The sequence below is a fragment of the Thermoactinomyces sp. CICC 10522 genome (genome assembly GCF_016055075.1).
In the GTDB taxonomy this organism is placed as follows: Bacteria; Bacillota; Bacilli; order Thermoactinomycetales; family Thermoactinomycetaceae; genus Thermoactinomyces_A; species Thermoactinomyces_A daqus.
Genome location: NZ_JAECVY010000009.1, coordinates 1 through 17,305, shown reverse-complemented (window position 1 = coordinate 17,305; position 17,305 = coordinate 1). Strand labels below are relative to the sequence as shown.

Annotated in this window: 18 protein-coding genes, 1 tRNA gene and 1 rRNA gene; 18 read left to right on the top strand and 2 right to left on the bottom strand. The window is 50.2% G+C overall.

The genetic code is table 11. From position 1 onward, the window contains the following. The first annotated feature begins 8 nt into the window (after window positions 1-8). From I8U18_RS12490 to I8U18_RS12455, 8 genes are all read left to right on the top strand, one after another. The gene (locus I8U18_RS12490) at window positions 9-335 is read left to right on the top strand and encodes a thioredoxin family protein (RefSeq protein ID WP_033099837.1); all 327 of its coding nucleotides are present in this window, start codon (window positions 9-11) and stop codon (window positions 333-335) included. A gap of 223 nt (window positions 336-558) precedes the next feature. Continuing rightward, the gene (locus I8U18_RS12485; protein ID WP_033099838.1) at window positions 559-1,503 is read left to right on the top strand and encodes an ROK family glucokinase; all 945 of its coding nucleotides are present in this window, start codon (window positions 559-561) and stop codon (window positions 1,501-1,503) included. 34 nt (window positions 1,504-1,537) lie between these two features. Continuing rightward, window positions 1,538-2,413, top strand: a complete 876-nt coding sequence (rapZ, locus tag I8U18_RS12480; RefSeq protein ID WP_033099839.1) for an RNase adapter RapZ — start codon at window positions 1,538-1,540, stop codon at window positions 2,411-2,413. Window positions 2,414-2,433: 20 nt separating this feature from the next. Then, window positions 2,434-3,420 (top strand): gluconeogenesis factor YvcK family protein, encoded by a 987-nt coding sequence (locus I8U18_RS12475; protein WP_033099880.1) that lies wholly within the window; start codon window positions 2,434-2,436, stop codon window positions 3,418-3,420. Between the two features lie 15 nt (window positions 3,421-3,435). Continuing rightward, entirely contained in the window at window positions 3,436-4,380 is a 945-nt protein-coding gene (gene whiA / locus I8U18_RS12470; protein WP_033099840.1) for a DNA-binding protein WhiA, read from the top strand. Between the two features lie 15 nt (window positions 4,381-4,395). Beyond that, the gene (locus I8U18_RS12465; RefSeq protein ID WP_033099841.1) at window positions 4,396-4,653 is read left to right on the top strand and encodes an HPr family phosphocarrier protein; all 258 of its coding nucleotides are present in this window, start codon (window positions 4,396-4,398) and stop codon (window positions 4,651-4,653) included. A gap of 188 nt (window positions 4,654-4,841) precedes the next feature. Further along, a complete protein-coding gene (locus I8U18_RS12460; protein ID WP_033099842.1) occupies window positions 4,842-5,516 on the top strand; it encodes a hypothetical protein in 675 nt (224 codons plus the stop codon). A gap of 92 nt (window positions 5,517-5,608) precedes the next feature. Next, window positions 5,609-5,971, top strand: coding sequence for a cation diffusion facilitator family transporter (locus tag I8U18_RS12455; protein WP_033099843.1), 363 nt, complete (start codon window positions 5,609-5,611; stop codon window positions 5,969-5,971). Window positions 5,972-6,302: 331 nt separating this feature from the next. Here the strand turns inward: I8U18_RS12455 and clpP are convergent, their stop codons facing one another. Continuing rightward, entirely contained in the window at window positions 6,303-6,893 is a 591-nt protein-coding gene (clpP, locus tag I8U18_RS12450) for an ATP-dependent Clp endopeptidase proteolytic subunit ClpP (RefSeq protein WP_033099844.1), read from the bottom strand. 435 nt (window positions 6,894-7,328) lie between these two features. On the opposite strand from clpP, the gene I8U18_RS12445 reads away from it, so the two are divergent. Then, window positions 7,329-7,745, top strand: a complete 417-nt coding sequence (locus I8U18_RS12445; protein WP_198064798.1) for an NUDIX hydrolase — start codon at window positions 7,329-7,331, stop codon at window positions 7,743-7,745. Between the two features lie 65 nt (window positions 7,746-7,810). On the opposite strand, the gene I8U18_RS12440 is transcribed toward I8U18_RS12445, so the two are convergent. Continuing rightward, window positions 7,811-7,885, bottom strand: a tRNA-Arg gene (locus tag I8U18_RS12440). A gap of 303 nt (window positions 7,886-8,188) precedes the next feature. Between I8U18_RS12440 and rpoN the strand changes: the two genes are divergently transcribed. The 9 genes from rpoN to rrf all read left to right on the top strand — a co-directional run. After that, a complete protein-coding gene (rpoN, locus tag I8U18_RS12435; RefSeq protein WP_198064797.1) occupies window positions 8,189-9,556 on the top strand; it encodes an RNA polymerase factor sigma-54 in 1,368 nt (455 codons plus the stop codon). A 149-nt stretch (window positions 9,557-9,705) separates the two neighbouring features. Beyond that, window positions 9,706-10,737: a sugar-binding transcriptional regulator gene (locus I8U18_RS12430; RefSeq protein WP_033099882.1), complete on the top strand. Its 1,032-nt coding sequence runs from the start codon at window positions 9,706-9,708 to the stop codon at window positions 10,735-10,737. Between the two features lie 59 nt (window positions 10,738-10,796). Next, window positions 10,797-11,807 (top strand): type I glyceraldehyde-3-phosphate dehydrogenase, encoded by a 1,011-nt coding sequence (gene gap / locus I8U18_RS12425; protein WP_033099846.1) that lies wholly within the window; start codon window positions 10,797-10,799, stop codon window positions 11,805-11,807. Window positions 11,808-11,930: 123 nt separating this feature from the next. After that, the gene (locus I8U18_RS12420; RefSeq protein WP_033099847.1) at window positions 11,931-13,118 is read left to right on the top strand and encodes a phosphoglycerate kinase; all 1,188 of its coding nucleotides are present in this window, start codon (window positions 11,931-11,933) and stop codon (window positions 13,116-13,118) included. Between the two features lie 13 nt (window positions 13,119-13,131). Further along, complete coding sequence (gene tpiA / locus I8U18_RS12415; RefSeq protein WP_198055957.1) at window positions 13,132-13,884, top strand: triose-phosphate isomerase; 753 nt, start codon at window positions 13,132-13,134, stop codon at window positions 13,882-13,884. A 15-nt stretch (window positions 13,885-13,899) separates the two neighbouring features. After that, the gene (gpmI, locus tag I8U18_RS12410) at window positions 13,900-15,441 is read left to right on the top strand and encodes a 2,3-bisphosphoglycerate-independent phosphoglycerate mutase (protein WP_033099849.1); all 1,542 of its coding nucleotides are present in this window, start codon (window positions 13,900-13,902) and stop codon (window positions 15,439-15,441) included. Between the two features lie 23 nt (window positions 15,442-15,464). Further along, a complete protein-coding gene (eno, locus tag I8U18_RS12405; protein WP_198055959.1) occupies window positions 15,465-16,751 on the top strand; it encodes a phosphopyruvate hydratase in 1,287 nt (428 codons plus the stop codon). 119 nt (window positions 16,752-16,870) lie between these two features. After that, complete coding sequence (gene secG, locus I8U18_RS12400; RefSeq protein WP_033099851.1) at window positions 16,871-17,104, top strand: preprotein translocase subunit SecG; 234 nt, start codon at window positions 16,871-16,873, stop codon at window positions 17,102-17,104. Window positions 17,105-17,209: 105 nt separating this feature from the next. Beyond that, window positions 17,210-17,305: ribosomal RNA gene (rrf, locus tag I8U18_RS12395) — 5S ribosomal RNA — on the top strand; the annotation flags it as partial.

Genomic DNA, 17,305 nt, shown 5'->3' with positions numbered 1-17,305 from the left:
ACGTCCTGATGAAAAAACTGGATAAAGATCGTTTTGATTCGTTTATCAATACAGGAAATAAGGTTGTCGAGTTCAGCGCCGACTGGTGTGTCGATTGCAAACGGGTGGCTCCCGACATGCCCGGCATCGCTGCCAAGTTTGCCAGCCAATTTGAATTTGGCGAGCTGGATGTCGATGAATCGCGCACGATCGCCGAAGAATATAATGTAAAAGGAATTCCCACTTTTATCGTATTTAAAGACGGGAAAGAAGTGGGACGCCTGCCGAGTCGTTACGCGAAGACAAAAGAGCAGATTGAAGCTTTCTTGGAGGAATACAGCGAAACGAAAGAATAAGCCTTGATCGGGTGAAGGGGCGGGCTGCTGGCTGATCGAAGCCGGCAGTCCTTTCTTTTTTGTGGAAGAGCCATCAAATGTCAGAGCTTGGGGGCATGCCTTCCCCCCTCCGGGATGTACCGAAAGGACAGGAATCTGTTCTTAGGCATTGTATGCGTCTGATGCGCATGATATGCTTAGTTTCAGAAATGAAAACGGAGACATCAAAGGTTGAGGTGCAGCTATGAGAAAATATTATATCGGGATTGATGTAGGCGGTACCAGCATGAAAATGGGCCTGATGTCGGAATCCGGAGAAGTTTTGGCAGAGGCGGAACATCTGACGCAGAAAGAGGATGGCCCGGACGGCGTGATTGCGCGCATGGTGGAGGACGCGAAGCAACTGGCGGATGGTGCAGGGATCTCTTGGAATCAAATCGGCGGTGTCGGTGTCGGGCTGCCCGGATTTTTGGATATTCCAAACGGGGTTGTGAAATATTTAACAAATCTCGGTTGGCGAAATGTGCCGATTAAGGAGAAACTGGAACAGGCCTGGCAAGTTCCGGTCTCCATCGACAATGATGCCAATGTTGCGGCATTGGGAGAAGCATGGCAGGGCGCCGGTAAAGGCGTGGACGATCTCGTCTGCATTACCCTGGGAACCGGAGTCGGCGGAGGGGTGATTGCGGAAGGGCATCTGCTTCATGGCATGAACGGTTTTGCCGGTGAAGTGGGCCACATTCAGGTGGATCGTGAGGGGGTTCGGTGCAACTGCGGGCAAATCGGTTGCCTGGAAACGGTTGCTTCCGCCACTGCGCTGGTACGCATGGCCCGGGAAGCGATCGATCAGGGAAGGGAAACGGTTTTAACGGCAGAGTCCCTTTCCGCGCGTGAAATCTTCTCCGCCTGTGCGAAAGGCGATCCGGTGGCTTCCGAAATCGTGGCGAAGGCGATCGATGCGCTGGCCCGCACTTTGGCCGTTTTATCCCTGGTGCTTAATCCGTCCCGCTTTATCATCGGCGGAGGAGTTGCAAAAGCGGGCGATGTGCTCTTAAACCCGCTCAGGGAAGCATATGAAAAAGAGGCGCAGGACAACGTGAAACAGGGGGTCGAGATTGTTCTGGCGAAGCTGGGGAACCGGGCCGGATTCATCGGAGCGGCCGGACTTTTAGCACGCGGGCGCAAATAAGGTATAATATAAAAAATGGATTCGAGGTGATGGCATGGAAAAAGCAAAAGAACTCACATTAGTCGTCATCACTGGAATGTCCGGAGCTGGAAAAACAGTTGCGATGCAAAGCCTTGAAGACCATGGATTTTTTTGTGTCGATAACCTTCCGCCCATCCTGCTTCCCAAGTTTGCCGAACTGCTTGAGGAGTCCAATGGCAAATATCGCAAAGTCGCCCTGGTCATCGACTTGAGGGGCCAGGAATTTTTTGCTTCTCTTTTTGAATCGCTTGATCAATTGGAGAAACGGCATGACATTCACTATCAGATTCTGTATCTGGATGCTGATGACCAGACCCTGGTGCGCCGGTATAAGGAAACCAGACGCAGGCATCCGCTTTCTCCTGATGGGACTCCCCTTGACGGGATCATGCAAGAGCGCAAATTGCTTGAGGAGATTAAAGGACGGGCTAACCATATCATTGATACGGGCATGATGAAACCTGCCCAGCTGAAAGAGAAAATAGCCACGTTGTTTGCCCGGCGGGATGATGCCGGGATGGCGGTTACGTTTCAATCGTTTGGCTTTAAACACGGGATTCCGATCGATGCTGATTTGGTCTTCGATGTTCGTTTTCTGCCCAACCCGCACTATGTTGACTCGCTTCGTCCGCAAACAGGCAAAGATCAGGATGTCGCTGAATATGTGATGAAATGGGCGGAAACGAAACAGTTCCTCGATAAATTGGTTGACATGTTGCGGTTCTTGATTCCGCAGTATGTCCGTGAGGGAAAAGCGCAACTTGTGATCGGGATCGGCTGCACGGGCGGCAAGCACCGATCGGTGGCGATTGCTGAGTACCTTTATGGCGAATTCAAGGATTATGAACGTTGTCGTGTGGCACATCGAGACATCAGGAAAGGCGGATAACATTGGCAACGAAAAAAAGATTGAAAGAAAACCGGGACAGGAAACCGCGGATTGTCTGCATTGGTGGCGGGACAGGATTGTCCGTCATCCTGCGCGGATTGAAAAAATTGCCGATCGAGATTACGGCGATTGTGACCGTTGCTGATGACGGCGGCAGTTCAGGCCGGTTGCGCAATGATTTGCAAATGCCGCCGCCCGGGGATATTCGCAATGTGCTGATTGCTCTGGCGGATACCGAACCGCTGTTGGAGCGGGTACTCCAGTATCGTTTTACCAGCGGGGAAGGCTTGGCCGGGCATACGCTCGGGAATTTGATGATCGCAGCGATGAAAGAGATTACGGGTGATTTCACCCACGCCGTTCAAGAGATGAGCCGCGTTTTGGCTGTCCGCGGACGGGTGCTTCCGGCCAGCGAGCAAGATGTTGTCCTGATGGCTGAAATGACCGACGGCTCCATCATTAAAGGCGAATCGCAAATCCCGCAAACCGGGAAAAGAATTAAACGCGTTTTTCTCAATCCCCCGGAACCGAGGCCGCTGGAAGAGGCGATTCGGGCGATCCAGGAAGCAGACGCGATCGTAATCGGTCCGGGCAGCCTTTATACCAGCATTTTGCCCAATTTGCTGGTCAAGGGGATGAGCGAGACGATTTACGCTGCCAACGCCTGCCGGATTTTCGTTTGCAATGTGATGACCCAGCCCGGAGAGACCGATCATTTTACGGCGAGTGATCATATCAAAGCGATTTATGATCATGTGGAAAAGCCGTTGTTTGATGTCGCCATCATCAATAACGAGGTTCCGCCCCCTACCATTCAGGAAAAATACGCGGAAAAAGGGCAAAAGATGGTTCTTCCTGATATTGACCGGATTCAGGAGATGGGTTGCCGCGTGATCGCGGATAACCTGTTGCTATATCGTTCTGTTGTGCGTCACGATGCTGAGCGGATCAGCAGCCATATCGAAAGGCTGATTGACGAGCGCATGCAGAAACGGCATAGCGGGTAAAGAAGGGGATGCCAAATGTCGTTTACCTCAAACATAAAAAAAGAGTTGACCCAACTTGACGCAAAACCTTGCTGCAAACGGGCCATTCTGTCCGCGTTGGTGCGAATGAACGGAGCGGTGCAGCTGCAGAAAAAGGCATTTATGCTGGATATTACGACTGAGAATCCCTCAACGGCCCGATATATTTTTTCGTTGATAAAAACCCTTTATCAGATCCAGCCGGAGGTGCTGGTGCGCCGAAAAGTGCGCTTGAAAAAGAACAATGTTTACATGATCCGCTTATCCCGGCAGGCAGGAGAAGTATTATACAACCTGGGCATTTTTAAACGGGGGACATGGGAGCAGACAGAGGGGATTTCGCCCGCGATCCTGCAAAAGCCTTGTTGCAAACGGGCATACTTGCGCGGGGCTTTTTTGGCCGCAGGATCGGTGAATAATCCGGACAGTGCTTCCTATCATCTGGAAATTGTCTCGACTTATGATGATCATAGCGAAGCATTGTGCAAACTGATGAATGAATTTCATTTGCATGCGAAAATCATTGAGCGTAAAAAAGGGTTTGTGGTGTACATTAAAGAAGGAGATAAAATCGGGGAATTTTTGAATATTATCGGGGCTCATCCTTCCCTGCTGAAATTTGAAGATGCGCGTATTATGAAAGATATGCGTAACTCCGTCAATCGTCTGGTCAATTGTGAAACGGCGAACCTGAATAAAACGATCCAGGCAGCCATGCGCCAAATCGAAAATATTCATCTGATCGATCGGGAGATCGGCTTGGATCAGCTGCCCGCCCGCTTGAGAGAGGTGGCGGAAACCAGGCTGAAATACCCGGAAATGAATTTGGCGGAGTTGGGGCAGGTACTGCCGAGCGGAAAAGTGAGCAAATCTGCCATTAATCACCGCTTGCGCAAATTGGACGAGATGGCCCGGAAATTGCGGCAATCGTCAAATGGTTAGGTTAGGAGGATTTCTATGGTAGAAAAAAAAGTCATCGTTGAATTGGAAACAGGATTACACGCGCGCCCGGCAGCGTTGTTTGTGCAGGAAGCAAACAAATTTACTTCCGAAATTTTTGTTGTAAAAGGAACGAAAAAAGTGAATGCCAAAAGCATTATGGGCATTATGAGTCTGGCCGTGTCCCGGGGTGCGGAGATTACCATTGTGGCAGATGGCTCGGATGAAGAAGCAGCTGTGAATAAATTGGCGGAGATCGTAAGCAAACCGGAATAATGTAGTGCATCAGGCGGCGGCATCCCCATGCAAAAAAAGATGGGGTTGGTCCGCCGCTGTCTTCTTCAGGGCGGAAAATCGTATCAAACGTGTCACAATTTAGGCGGAACTTGATCCCGATTATTTTATAAGATAAAAGAAAAGGTATGGAACAGGGAAACTGATGAGCATTCCGTTTGGAGGAAAAAATGGATACGTTCCTTTACCCTTTGATTACGATTTTGTATCTCGTGTTGTTTGTGTGGAGTTTTCGTTTTTTTCGTGAATCCTCGTTTTGGGGAACATCCTGGATTTTATTCCTGATTTTGACGTTCATTTACGATCATGCGGTACTGTCGGTGGGCAACCTTTTCGGTGAAGGGGATTTGCTGGAGATGCTCAGCTTGTTTCGCTATTTGTTCGATGTCTTGTTAACGCCCACTCTTGTTTTTGTCTCCCTGGATATTTTGCGCCGGATTCAGGTCGAATGGTCGGAATATTTAATTGTTCAGGTCTTTACACATTTGTATACGTTTTTGTTGACAGTGCTCGGGATTTTTACCAATATATTATGGATTAACTTGGAGCCGGTCAGAATCCATGGGGTGATCCAGTATTTTCCCTCGAAAAATTATTTTCCGTACTCCACCATCCTGGCGCTTCTGCCGCTGGTGGTTGCAGCTTTTTTCTTGTGGCGGCGGTTGCGCTGGCCCGTTTTGCTCGCAGGGATTGTTATCGCAGTTGTGGGTGTCGGTTTTGCCTGTGCGGTGGATAACCCGGCGATTGGCTCGGTTTTTGAACTCGTCTTAATGTGGAGTTTGGTGATGACAGAGTTGCTGTTGAAGTCGGATGATTACGGACCGGGCAAGTCGGTTCTGAGATAAGCGGGCTGAAGCGAAAAACGCTTCGGCTTTTTCATTTTCATGTATAATTTGCCGGGCCGGATTAACAATAATGGCACGGAGGTGTGCCTGAGATGAAACGCATTTTTCTGTTCGGGTTGTCGCTGTTTCTGGCCTGCTTTTTCACCGCTTGCCAACGATTTGAAAAAACAGAAGACCAAACGGGATTGGACAAAGATTCCCATTCTTACACCCATATGGGCTACCCGGAAAGCAAAATGAAACAAGTGGCGCTCAGTGTTCCGGGTGTGCGGGATGTAAGGATGGAGTATAACGGCGAGAAAATCATGATGTACATTGTTCCTGAAGGGGATTTTCCGCGCTCGCGCTATCATGATCTCGTCGATCTCATTCAAAAACGCTTACGTTCGGCAGCCCCGATCAATCCGGTGCATATCAAAATCATCAAACCGGATGAATGGCTGCATCAGGAATAGGAGAAGCACCGATCGGAAAGGGCGGATACCGCAGTGACCGGACCGCGGGAAAACCGAGCAACCGGAAATTCCATGGTTCATGGCTCCAAATCCCATTGTCCGATCCGTTGCCAGGTCAATGGGTGGGGAGCTTTCATCTCTAGATTTTGAAAAATTCCTTCTTTTTATAACAGGGTGATATTCCTTTTTAACAATCATTGGCATTTGGCCGTTGGTCAAGCAGGGGACACCGCGACCTGCCCCTGCAATGGACATCCGCGGAATATACCGGTTTACATAGTAAAAACGGGTTCCGGCGATCAGACCTGGAACCCGTGTCTCCTGGAGAGAGTTATTTCTTTTTCGTGCTGGTCAGCACTTTGTCAATCAAGCCGTAGTTCAGGGCCTCTTGCGCGCTCATGAAGTAGTCACGGTCTGTATCTTGTTCGATTTTTTCCAGCGGTTGGCCGGTAAATTCAGACAGCAGTTTGTTGAGATGCTCACGCGTGCGCAAAATGCGTTTGGCCCGGATTTCAATGTCGGACGCCTGACCTTGGGCACCGCCGAGCGGCTGGTGAATCATCACTTCGCTGTTGGGAAGAGCAAAGCGTTTGCCCTTGGCTCCGGCAGCGAGCAGAAATGCTCCCATCGAAGCGGCCATCCCGATACAAATCGTGGAAACATCCGGTTTGACGAACTGCATGGTATCGAAAATCGCCATCCCCGCCGTGATCGAGCCGCCCGGGGAATTAATATAGAGATGAATGTCTTTTTCCGGGTCTTCTGCAGCCAAAAACAAAAGCTGTGCCACAATGGTATTGGCCACTTCATCTGTGACCGGGCTGCCCAGCAAGATAATCCGGTCTTTCAGCAGGCGGGAATAGATGTCGTATGAACGTTCTCCTCGGTTTGTCTGTTCAACGACCATCGGAATCAAGTTCATGGTTGCGGGTGCCTGAAAAAGTTTTCAACGGCACCCTCCCCCTCCTTTCTCTCTATCCGAGTAGCTGACTTCAACAACAGTTCCTGTTATTATCATACCCTAAAGGTCAAAAAAGGTCAAATCAATCCTGTTTGAAAAAGACTGCCTCTGTATCTTTACCTTTAGCGGGAAAGGATAAACCTTTTGCAGAGTTGCTTAAACCGGGTGGGAAGATTTGCTAAAATGGATGTGTAAATCGGTTGACGTAACGATTGTCAACGCCCTAAAGATGGGGAGCGGCGCAGGAAGGGCGGCGTTCCTGCCCTGTTTCGCGGAAAGCATTTCGGCGTTGATGGTCCGGCATGACAACATTTTCCTTAAATCGCATTCATCCGGAAAAAGGCAGCCCGATTGAAAAAGAGGCGGGCTTGCGCAATGAGGTTGCAGGAGGTTGAAATGGAGCAAAAAATCATTTGCCGGGGCTTTCTTTATCATCAGGGAAAAACGCTCCTCATTCAGCGGTCTTTGACGGAATTGACCATGCCCGGTTTCTATGAATTGCCCGGAGGAAAGGTGGATTTCGGCGAAGATCCGGAGGAGGCGTTGAAACGGGAGTTTCGCGAAGAAGTGAATATGGATGTGGAGATTGTCCGGCCCTATCAGATCTTTTCTTACGTTTCCGAATACACGAATCAGCACCTGGTTGAGATCGTCTTTCTGGTCCGGCTCCTGAGTGACCCGTCTCTGATCCGGCTGAGTGAAGATCATTCCGATTATCAGTGGGTTTCCGTAAAGGATGATGTGCCGCATGGACCTCTTAATGAGTTTACAAAGCGTGCCATCTCAGCGGGGTTTCAGACAGTTTCTTCTTAGACCGGAGCACGGACGACAAAAAACCACCATTTCCAAAGCAAAGGAAGTGGTGGTTTTCAGTATTTTGGCGCGCCTACCAGGATTCGAACCTGGGCACCTGGTTCCGGAGACCAGCGCTCTATCCCCTGAGCTATAGGCGCATAATGAAATATTAAGCTGACGAAAGTCATTATAACACAGTGAATGAACCGGGGCAAGGATTTTTTTAATTGAATTTCAGGTCTTTGTACTGGCAAAAAAGAGTAAAAAGTACCAGGCTTTCTTATGTTAAAATATAATTGATTAAGTGAAGAAAAAGGAAGTTTACATGTTGATAAAAAGAGAGAGGCATGTATTCCAATGCTGCGGTTTGGTGCGGCTGACCCGATTATAATATTATTGGAAACCGTTTTTCGTCATCCATAATCCGGGAGCGATCAACAGAAGGGGCGGAGGTGAAAAGAATGGCTATACAGATGGGTTATGGTCTTTATCAGGAGCAAAGGATGAAGATGGTGATGACGCCGGAATTGCGTCAGGCCATTCAAATATTGCAATTCTCCGCAAGCGATTTATGGCAGTACATCATTGAACAGATGACGGAAAACCCGGTGCTGGAGTTGCCGGATCTGGAAGCGGAACGCCTGAATTTGGATAAATGGCTGAATTACCTTCAGGAGATGCCGGTTTCCCGCCGCAGGGGAGGCTATCGGCAAGAGCAAAAGGAATCCGTCTTTGAACCTTATGCAGCAGGGAGCGGAACGCTTGCTGAAGAGCTGGAGGCACAGCTGTTCGAGTTTGATCTGACGCCGGCAAAACGGAAAATTTGTCATTATCTTATTTATAATTTGGATGAAAGAGGTTATCTTGACGTGGATGCCGTCCATGTCTGTAAGCGCTTTCATATAAGTGAAAAGCGGTTTGAAGAGTGTCTGGAGGTCATCCAGGCGATGGAACCGGCCGGTGTCGGGGCGCGTTCGCTGTCAGAGTGTCTGGAAATTCAATTGAAAAGGATGGATCATCCCAATCCACTGGCGATTGAGATTGCCCGTCACCATCTCGAAGATGTTGCGGATGGCAAATGGCGCAAGATGGAACAGGCTCTCGGAGCAGGGATGGAAGAACTGCAAGCGGCTGTTGATGAGATTAAAAAGTGCAATCCCCGCCCGGGAAGGGGATATGATACCGGCGCACCCACCCAATACGTATATCCGGATGTTTATGTAGAGAAAGTGAATGATGAATACGTTGTCGTGATGAATGAGAGCGATACGCCTCAGCTGACGGTAAACCATTACTACCAGCAGCTGATCCGCAGCAGAGGACAGATCGGCGAAGAAGTGGAGCAGTATCTGAAAAATTGGCTGCAGTCCGCTCTGTGGCTCATCAAGGGCATCGAGCAGCGCCGGGATACCGTCTTTCGGGTTGCCGAAGCGATTGTGACCAGGCAAAAGGAGTTTTTTGAAAAAGGCGTGGATTATTTAAAACCGCTCACACTGAAAACCATTGCTGAAGAAGTCGGTCTGCACGAATCGACGGTGAGCCGGGCCACCCAGCACAAATATATGCAAACGCCAAAAGGACTGTTTCCGTTTCGCTATTTTTTCCCTTCCGGTCTGGCAACGAAATCGGGAGAGAACCTGTCACAGGAGACAGTGAAGAAAAAAATAAAACAGTTCATTTCGGGGGAAGATAAAAAAGATCCTTTATCAGACCAAAAAATTGCTGATCTGCTCTGCGGAGAAGGAATTCGGATTTCACGGCGAACGGTCGCCAAATACCGGGATGAAATGGGGATTGTCTCCTCGGCCCGGCGTAAGCGTTTTCTTTGAATTTTCAATAAAAATGGAAAGACGGCTTGTCAAGAAAAACACCTTTGCGATAAAATGAAGTTGATCCCGAAACGGGGATTTTTTTTGAACGGGTCGGGACGATTTTGTCCTACGCGGGACGTATGAAGTCCCTTGTGGTGGGGGATGAAATGGATAAAATCTTAAACCTTCAGAAGCAATTGTTGCCGGATCTGCTTCAGGTCATGCATAAACGGTATGAAATTCTCAGGCATGTTCAGTTGATGCAACCGGTCGGCCGGCGGAGTTTGACGGCTGCCTTGAAGATGACGGAAAGAGTGCTGCGCGGAGAAGCTGATTTTTTGCGGGCACAAGGGCTGCTCTCTGTCGATTCGACCGGAATGAAACTGACGGAAAAGGGAAGTGAGCTGCTCGCCGACATGGAACCGCTCATGAAGGAACTGTTTGGCCTGAACCAATTGGAGGCGGAGTTAAAGGCATTTCTGGGTGTGAAGGAAGTCATCATCGTTCCCGGCGATGCGGATGACTCCGATTGGACCAAGAAGGAGATCGGGAGAGCGGGTGCCCGTTACCTGAAGGAGCAGGCGGAACCAGAACAGATTGTCGCTGTCTCCGGGGGAAGCACCATGCTGGCGGTGGCTGAAATGATGTTGCCGACTCCCGCCTTCAAAATGACCACTTTTGTTCCTGCCCGCGGCGGTGTTGGGGAAGCGGTGGAACTGGAAGCGAACTACATCGCATCCCTGATGGCAAAACGGACGGGTGGCAAATACCGTATGATGCATGTGCCCGATCAGGTAAGCGACGAGGTATACCAAACCTTGATCCGCGAACCGCACATTCAGGAGGTACTGAGCTCTCTGAAAAAGGCTCGTATCGTCATTTACGGGATCGGCGATGCCAAAACCATGGCGCTCCGGCGCAAATCGGATCCCGGAATCCTGAAAAAACTGGAGGAGACGAAAGCGGTAGGCGAGTCATTTGGTTATTACTTCAACCGCGACGGAGAGATCGTTCATCGCATCAAAACGCTGGGCCTGAAGCTGGAGGAACTCGATCAGGTGGAAAAAGCTGTGGCCGTGGCCGGAGGTTCCAGCAAAGCGGAAGCGATTGTCGCGATCTGCTCCCACATTTCCCAGGACACCTTGATCACAGATGAAGGAGCAGCACGGGCAATTCTGCAAAATGCGATTGCCATGTGAGAATGAATCCCACCCTTAACTGTGGATACTACGGATAAGACATTAAGGAGGAAGAGATAATGGCAAAAGTAAAAGTGGGTATCAACGGATTTGGCCGTATCGGTCGAAATGTGTTCCGTGCTATGCTGAACCATCCCGAATTGGAAGTTGTAGCCGTAAACGATTTGACCGACTCCAAAACGTTGGCTCATCTTTTGAAATATGATTCCGTGCACGGAAAATTGGACGCAGAAGTAAAGGTTACGGAAAATGGCTTCAGCGTGAATGGCCGGGAAGTAAAAGTAACGGCTGAACGCGACCCTGCACAAATCAAATGGGCCGAAGAAGGCGCAGAGATCGTTGTTGAATCGACCGGCCGTTTTACGAACCGTGAAGATGCAGCCAAACACCTGGTTGGAGGAGCAAAAAAAGTGATCATCTCCGCTCCGGCCAAAGGTGAGGACATTACCATCGTGATGGGTGTAAACGAGGAAAAATATGATCCTGCCAGCCATCAAGTGATTTCCAACGCTTCCTGCACCACCAACTGCCTTGCGCCGTTTGCCAAAGTATTGCACGAAAAATTCGGGATTGTGCGCGGTTTGATGACCACCGTTCACGCCTATACCAATGACCAGCAAATTCTTGACCTGCCGCACAAAGATTTGCGCCGAGCCCGGGCTGCTGGTGAATCGATCATTCCGACAACGACCGGTGCCGCCAAAGCGGTTTCCCTCGTATTGCCGGAACTGAAAGGGAAATTAAACGGAATGGCCATGCGCGTTCCGACCAAAAACGTATCCGTTGTGGACTTGGTGGCTGAACTGAGCAAAGAAGTCACCGTTGAAGAAGTAAACGGTGCACTCCGTGAAGCTGCTGAAGGCGAACTCAAAGGTATTCTGGCTTACTCTGAAGAGCCGCTCGTATCCATCGACTATAACGGAAATTCCCACTCCTCGACCATCGATGCCTTGTCCACGATGGTGATGGAAGGCAATATGGTAAAAGTCGTTTCCTGGTATGATAACGAATGGGGCTATTCCAACCGTGTTGTTGATCTAGCCGCTTATATAGCCGGTAAAGGACTTTGATCCATAAATTAAATAATCGGATGAAGTTATACTAATTGCAAATATGTTATACTAATGAACGGTTTGGAAGATCGGGAAGAGGAGAGCTGCTCTCCTCTTTCTCAGCATAAGGAGGGAAGCCCCATGAATAAAAAATCTGTGCGCGATGTTGACGTTCGCGGCAAGCGCGTCTTTTGCCGCGTCGATTTCAACGTGCCCATGGAAGAAGGGAAAATCACCGACGATACCCGGATTCGCGCGGCACTGCCCACGATCCAATACTTAATTGAACACGGGGCCAAAGTGATTTTGGCCAGCCATTTGGGCCGGCCTAAAGGAAAAGTGGTTGAGGAACTGCGTTTGAACGCGGTCGCCGAAGCCTTGTCCAAATATCTGGGTCAGTCTGTACTTAAAGTGGATGAAGCCGTTGGGCCTGCCGTTGAAGCCCGGGTAAACGAGATGAAAGACGGAGATGTGCTTCTGCTGGAAAATGTCCGCTTTTATCCTGGAGAAGAGAAAAATGATCCTGAGTTGGCAAAAGGATTTGCCCGTTTGGCCGATCTCTATGTGAATGACGCATTTGGCGCCGCTCACCGGGCACATGCTTCCACTGCGGGAATTGCCGCTTATCTCCCTGCGGTCGCCGGTTTCCTGCTGCAAAAAGAGATTGAAACATTAAGCCGTGCCTTGACCAATCCGGAGCGTCCCTTTACGGCGATCGTCGGCGGGGCAAAAGTGAAGGACAAAATCGGCGTGATCGAAAATCTGCTCGATAAAGTGGATAACCTGATCATCGGCGGCGGTTTATCTTATACTTTTGCCTACGCCAAGGGGTATGAGATCGGAAAATCGCTCTTTGAAGAAAATAAAGTGGAACTGGCCAAAGAGATGATAAAAAAAGCGGAGCGCAACGGCGTTCGTTTTTACATGCCCGTTGATGTGGTTGTTGTCGACGAATTCGGCCCCAATCCGAAGACCGTTAAAATTGTGGATATCGACCAGATTCCGGCCGACATGGAAGCTGTCGATATCGGTCCGAAAACCCGGGAACTGTTTGCCGATGTGGTGAAGGCTTCAAAACTGGTGATCTGGAACGGGCCGATGGGTGTATTTGAATTTGACCAGTTTGCCGCGGGAACCAATGCAGTGGCCAAAGCGCTGGCCGAATCAAACGCTCATACGATCATCGGCGGCGGGGATTCTGCGGCGGCCATCGAAAAAGCAGGCCTGGCCGATCAAGTTGATCATATCTCCACCGGCGGCGGTGCTTCGCTGGAGTTCCTGGAAGGAAAAGAACTGCCGGGGGTTGCGGCACTTCAAGATAAAGAATAGGGGGAAGCCTGAGATGCGTAAACCCGTGATCGCAGGAAACTGGAAAATGCACAAAACAGCGGAGGAAGCAGTCTCTTTTGCGGCTGAACTGAAACAGGCCGATCTTCCGGGAGAGGTAGAGGCTGTCATCTGTGCTCCGTTCCTGGCCTTGCCCGCTCTGGTTGAAGAACTCACCGGGACCGGGATCGGCGTCGGAGCACAAAATGTTCATTTTGAGCAGCAAGGCGCTTTTACGGGCGAAGTGAGCGTCCCGATGTTGAAAGCGGCGGGGGTCACTTATGTGATCATCGGCCATTCTGAGCGTCGGGCCTATTTCGCGGAAACGGATGAGAGCGTGAATAAAAAGGTAAAAGCGGCGTTAAACGGCGGTCTCATCCCGATCGTCTGTGTCGGCGAAACGCTGGAAGAGCGTGAAAACGACCAGACGAAGGAAGTGGTTCGCAAGCAGGTGAAAGCGGCGTCCGCCGGGCTGTCTTCCGATGAGATGAAAAAGACGATTATCGCTTATGAACCCGTTTGGGCCATCGGCACCGGAAAAGCGTCCACCGCGGAAGATGCCGAGGAAGTATGCAGCTTTATCCGCAAAACGGTTGCCGACCAGTTTGACCAACAAGTGGCCAATGAAGTCCGCATCCAGTATGGCGGAAGCGTAAAACCGGAAAATATCGATTCCTTTATCAAGCAGCCCAACATTGACGGCGCGTTGGTGGGAGGAGCCAGCCTGAACGCCGGTTCGTTCATTCAATTGGTACAAGCAGCGAAGTAGTGGCAGGTGAAAATGATGAAACGTCCAAAACCCGTGCTTTTGTGTATCCTTGATGGTTTCGGCCTGCGTGAAAATAAAGAGGGGAATGCGGTGGCTCAGGCCCGTAAACCGAATTTCGACCGCTATTGGAATGAGTTTCCGCATGCCACGCTGGAGGCGAGTGGAAACGCGGTCGGTTTGCCGGAAGGGCAAATGGGCAACTCCGAAGTGGGACACCTCAATATTGGCGCCGGACGAATCGTTTACCAGGATCTGACGCGCGTGAGCAAATCGATCGAAGACCGGAGTTTCTTTAAAAATGAAACATTCCTGGCAGCGATCAAACACGTAAAGGAAAATCAAAGTGCGTTGCACCTCTGCGGACTTGTTTCCGACGGCGGTGTGCACAGTCACATTGACCATTTGTTTGCCCTGTTGGAGCTGGCGGCGAAGGAAAATGTGAAAAATGTCTACGTTCACGCTTTTCTCGATGGCCGCGACGTTGCTCCCGACAGCGCGGTGAAGTACATTGAACAATTGCAAGAAAAAATGAAAGAAACCGGTGTGGGCCAAATTGCCTCCGTGCATGGCCGCTATTATGCCATGGATCGGGATAAACGCTGGGATCGCACAGGCAAATCATACCGCGCGATGGTTTACGGCGAAGGCCCTGATTTCCGCGATCCGGTAGAAGCGATCAAAAAATCTTACGAAGAAGAGGTTTTTGACGAGTTTGTGGTGCCGGCCGTGATGGTTGACGACAAGGGGGAAGCGGTTGGCCGCGTTCAAGACCATGACTCGATCATCTTCTTTAACTTCCGTCCTGACCGCGCGATCCAGCTTTCACTTGCCTTTGCCAACGATGATTTTGAGGAATTTGACCGCGGTCCGTCCAGACCGGAAGACCTCTATTTTGTCTGCTTGACGGAATACAGCGTGGCGGTTCAGGGGCATGTTGCCTATAAGTCCACCGACCTGAAAAACACTTTTGGGGAAGTGGTGGCAAACAGCAATCTGAAACAGCTGCGCATCGCCGAAACGGAAAAATATCCGCATGTGACCTTTTTCTTCAGCGGCGGGCGTGAAGAGCCGTTTCCGGGTGAAGACCGGATTTTGATCAATTCTCCCAAAGTGGCCACCTATGATCTGAAACCGGAAATGAGCGCCTATGAAGTTACCGATGCGTTGTTGAAGGAAATTGCGGCAGAGAAACACGATGCCATTATCCTGAACTTCGCCAACCCGGATATGGTTGGCCATTCCGGAAAACTGGAACCGACTGTGCGTGCGGTTGAGGCAGTGGATGAGTGCCTTGGCAAAGTGGTCGATCTCGTGCTGGAAAAAGGCGGTGTTGCCGTCATTATCGCCGACCACGGCAATGCCGATATGGTGATTGATGAAAACGGCCGCCCGCATACGGCTCACACGACTTTCCCCGTTCCGTTCATTGTGACGAAAAAAGGGGTTAAACTCCGGGAAAAAGGCATCCTGGCCGATGTTTCCCCGACCATGCTCGATCTCCTTGGAATTGAACAACCGAACGAAATGACAGGGAAAAGCATGATTATCTCCAAATAACAGAAAAAGAGAGGGAATGAACCATGACCACGATTATTGAAGTATATGGCCGTGAAGTATTGGATTCCCGCGGGAATCCGACCGTTGAAGTTGAAGTTATTCTCGAATCCGGTGCAGTGGGACGCGCGATCGTTCCTTCCGGTGCTTCCACCGGTGCGCACGAAGCGATTGAGCTGCGCGATGGGGACAAAAGCCGCTATCTCGGCAAAGGCGTGTTAAATGCGGTGCGCAATGTGAATGAAGTAATCGCTCCGCAGTTGATCGGCATGGATGCACTCGATCAGGTCGCGATCGACAAAGCGTTGATCGAGCTGGATGGTACGCCGAACAAAGCTAACCTCGGTGCCAATGCAATTTTGGGCGTTTCGATGGCTGTTGCCCGCGCTGCGGCTGAAGCTCTGGACTTGCCGTTGTACACCTACCTTGGCGGATTTAATTCCAAAGTGCTCCCGGTTCCGATGATGAACATTTTGAACGGTGGGGCGCATGCCGACAATAACGTCGATATCCAGGAATTCATGATCATGCCGGTCGGCGCGGAAAACATCCGTGATGCGGTCCGCATGGGTTCGGAGATCTTTCACAACCTCAAAGCTGTACTCAAAGAAAAGGGTTATGCGACGGGTGTTGGTGACGAAGGCGGATTTGCTCCCAATTTGAATTCCAATGAAGAAGCCCTCGCCACCATCGTAACCGCGATTGAACGCGCCGGTTACCAACCGGGAAAAGACGTTATGCTCGCGCTTGATGTTGCTTCCACGGAGATCTTTAAAGACGGCAAATACCACTTTGCGGGTGAAGGCATTACCCGTACTTCTGAAGAAATGATCGCCTTCTATGAAGAATTGATCCAAAAATACCCGATCATCTCCATTGAAGACGGTTTGGCTGAAGATGACTGGGAAGGTTGGAAACAACTGACCGAGCGCCTCGGAAACAAAGTGCAGCTCGTCGGTGACGACCTCTTTGTCACCAACACTGAACGCCTTGCTTCCGGAATTGAAAAAGGAGTCGGCAACTCGATTCTCATCAAGGTAAACCAAATCGGAACCCTGACCGAAACGTTTGATGCGATCGAAATGGCCAAACGTGCCGGCTACACTGCCGTCATCTCCCACCGCTCCGGTGAATCGGAGGATACCACCATTGCCGACATCGCAGTTGCGACAGGTGCCGGTCAAATCAAAACCGGGGCTCCTTCCCGGACGGACCGCGTAGCCAAATACAACCAGCTGATGCGCATCGAGGATCAGCTCGGGTTTACGGCTCAATATCCGGGACGCAGCGCTTTCTATAATCTGCGCGGCTAATTTATGAAAAAAGGGGATCTTTCCGCAAACACGGGCGGGGATCCCTTTTTCTTTGTTGAAAACCTCAGTTCAATATGATACAGTCTATTCAGTGAATAGCTGGGCAAGGAGGTTTAATCGTGGAAATTGCATCTAAAATAATCCTTGCAATTTTTTGCGTCGCACTGATCATTGTGATTTTGCTGCAATCGAGCAAAAGTGCGGGTTTGTCCGGAGCCATTGCCGGGGGTGCCGAACACTTGATGGGCAAAGCGAAAGCGCGTGGTTTTGATGCGTTGCTGATCAGACTGACCACTGTCTTCGCGATCGTGTTCATGGTGATGGCCCTTGTTGTCGGTTACTTTGTAAAATAGGCGAAAAATGCAGCCGATCGCTCTGTCGGCTGTTCACTTTTTGCCGGGAATTTTTTTGGAAAAACCTCTTGAAATGAATATAAAACCATGATAATATACTACTTGTCTGGTGATGATAGCGGAGGGGATCCACCCGTTCCCATCCCGAACACGGAAGTTAAGCCCTCCAGCGCCGATGGTACTTGGGGTTCACCCCTGGGA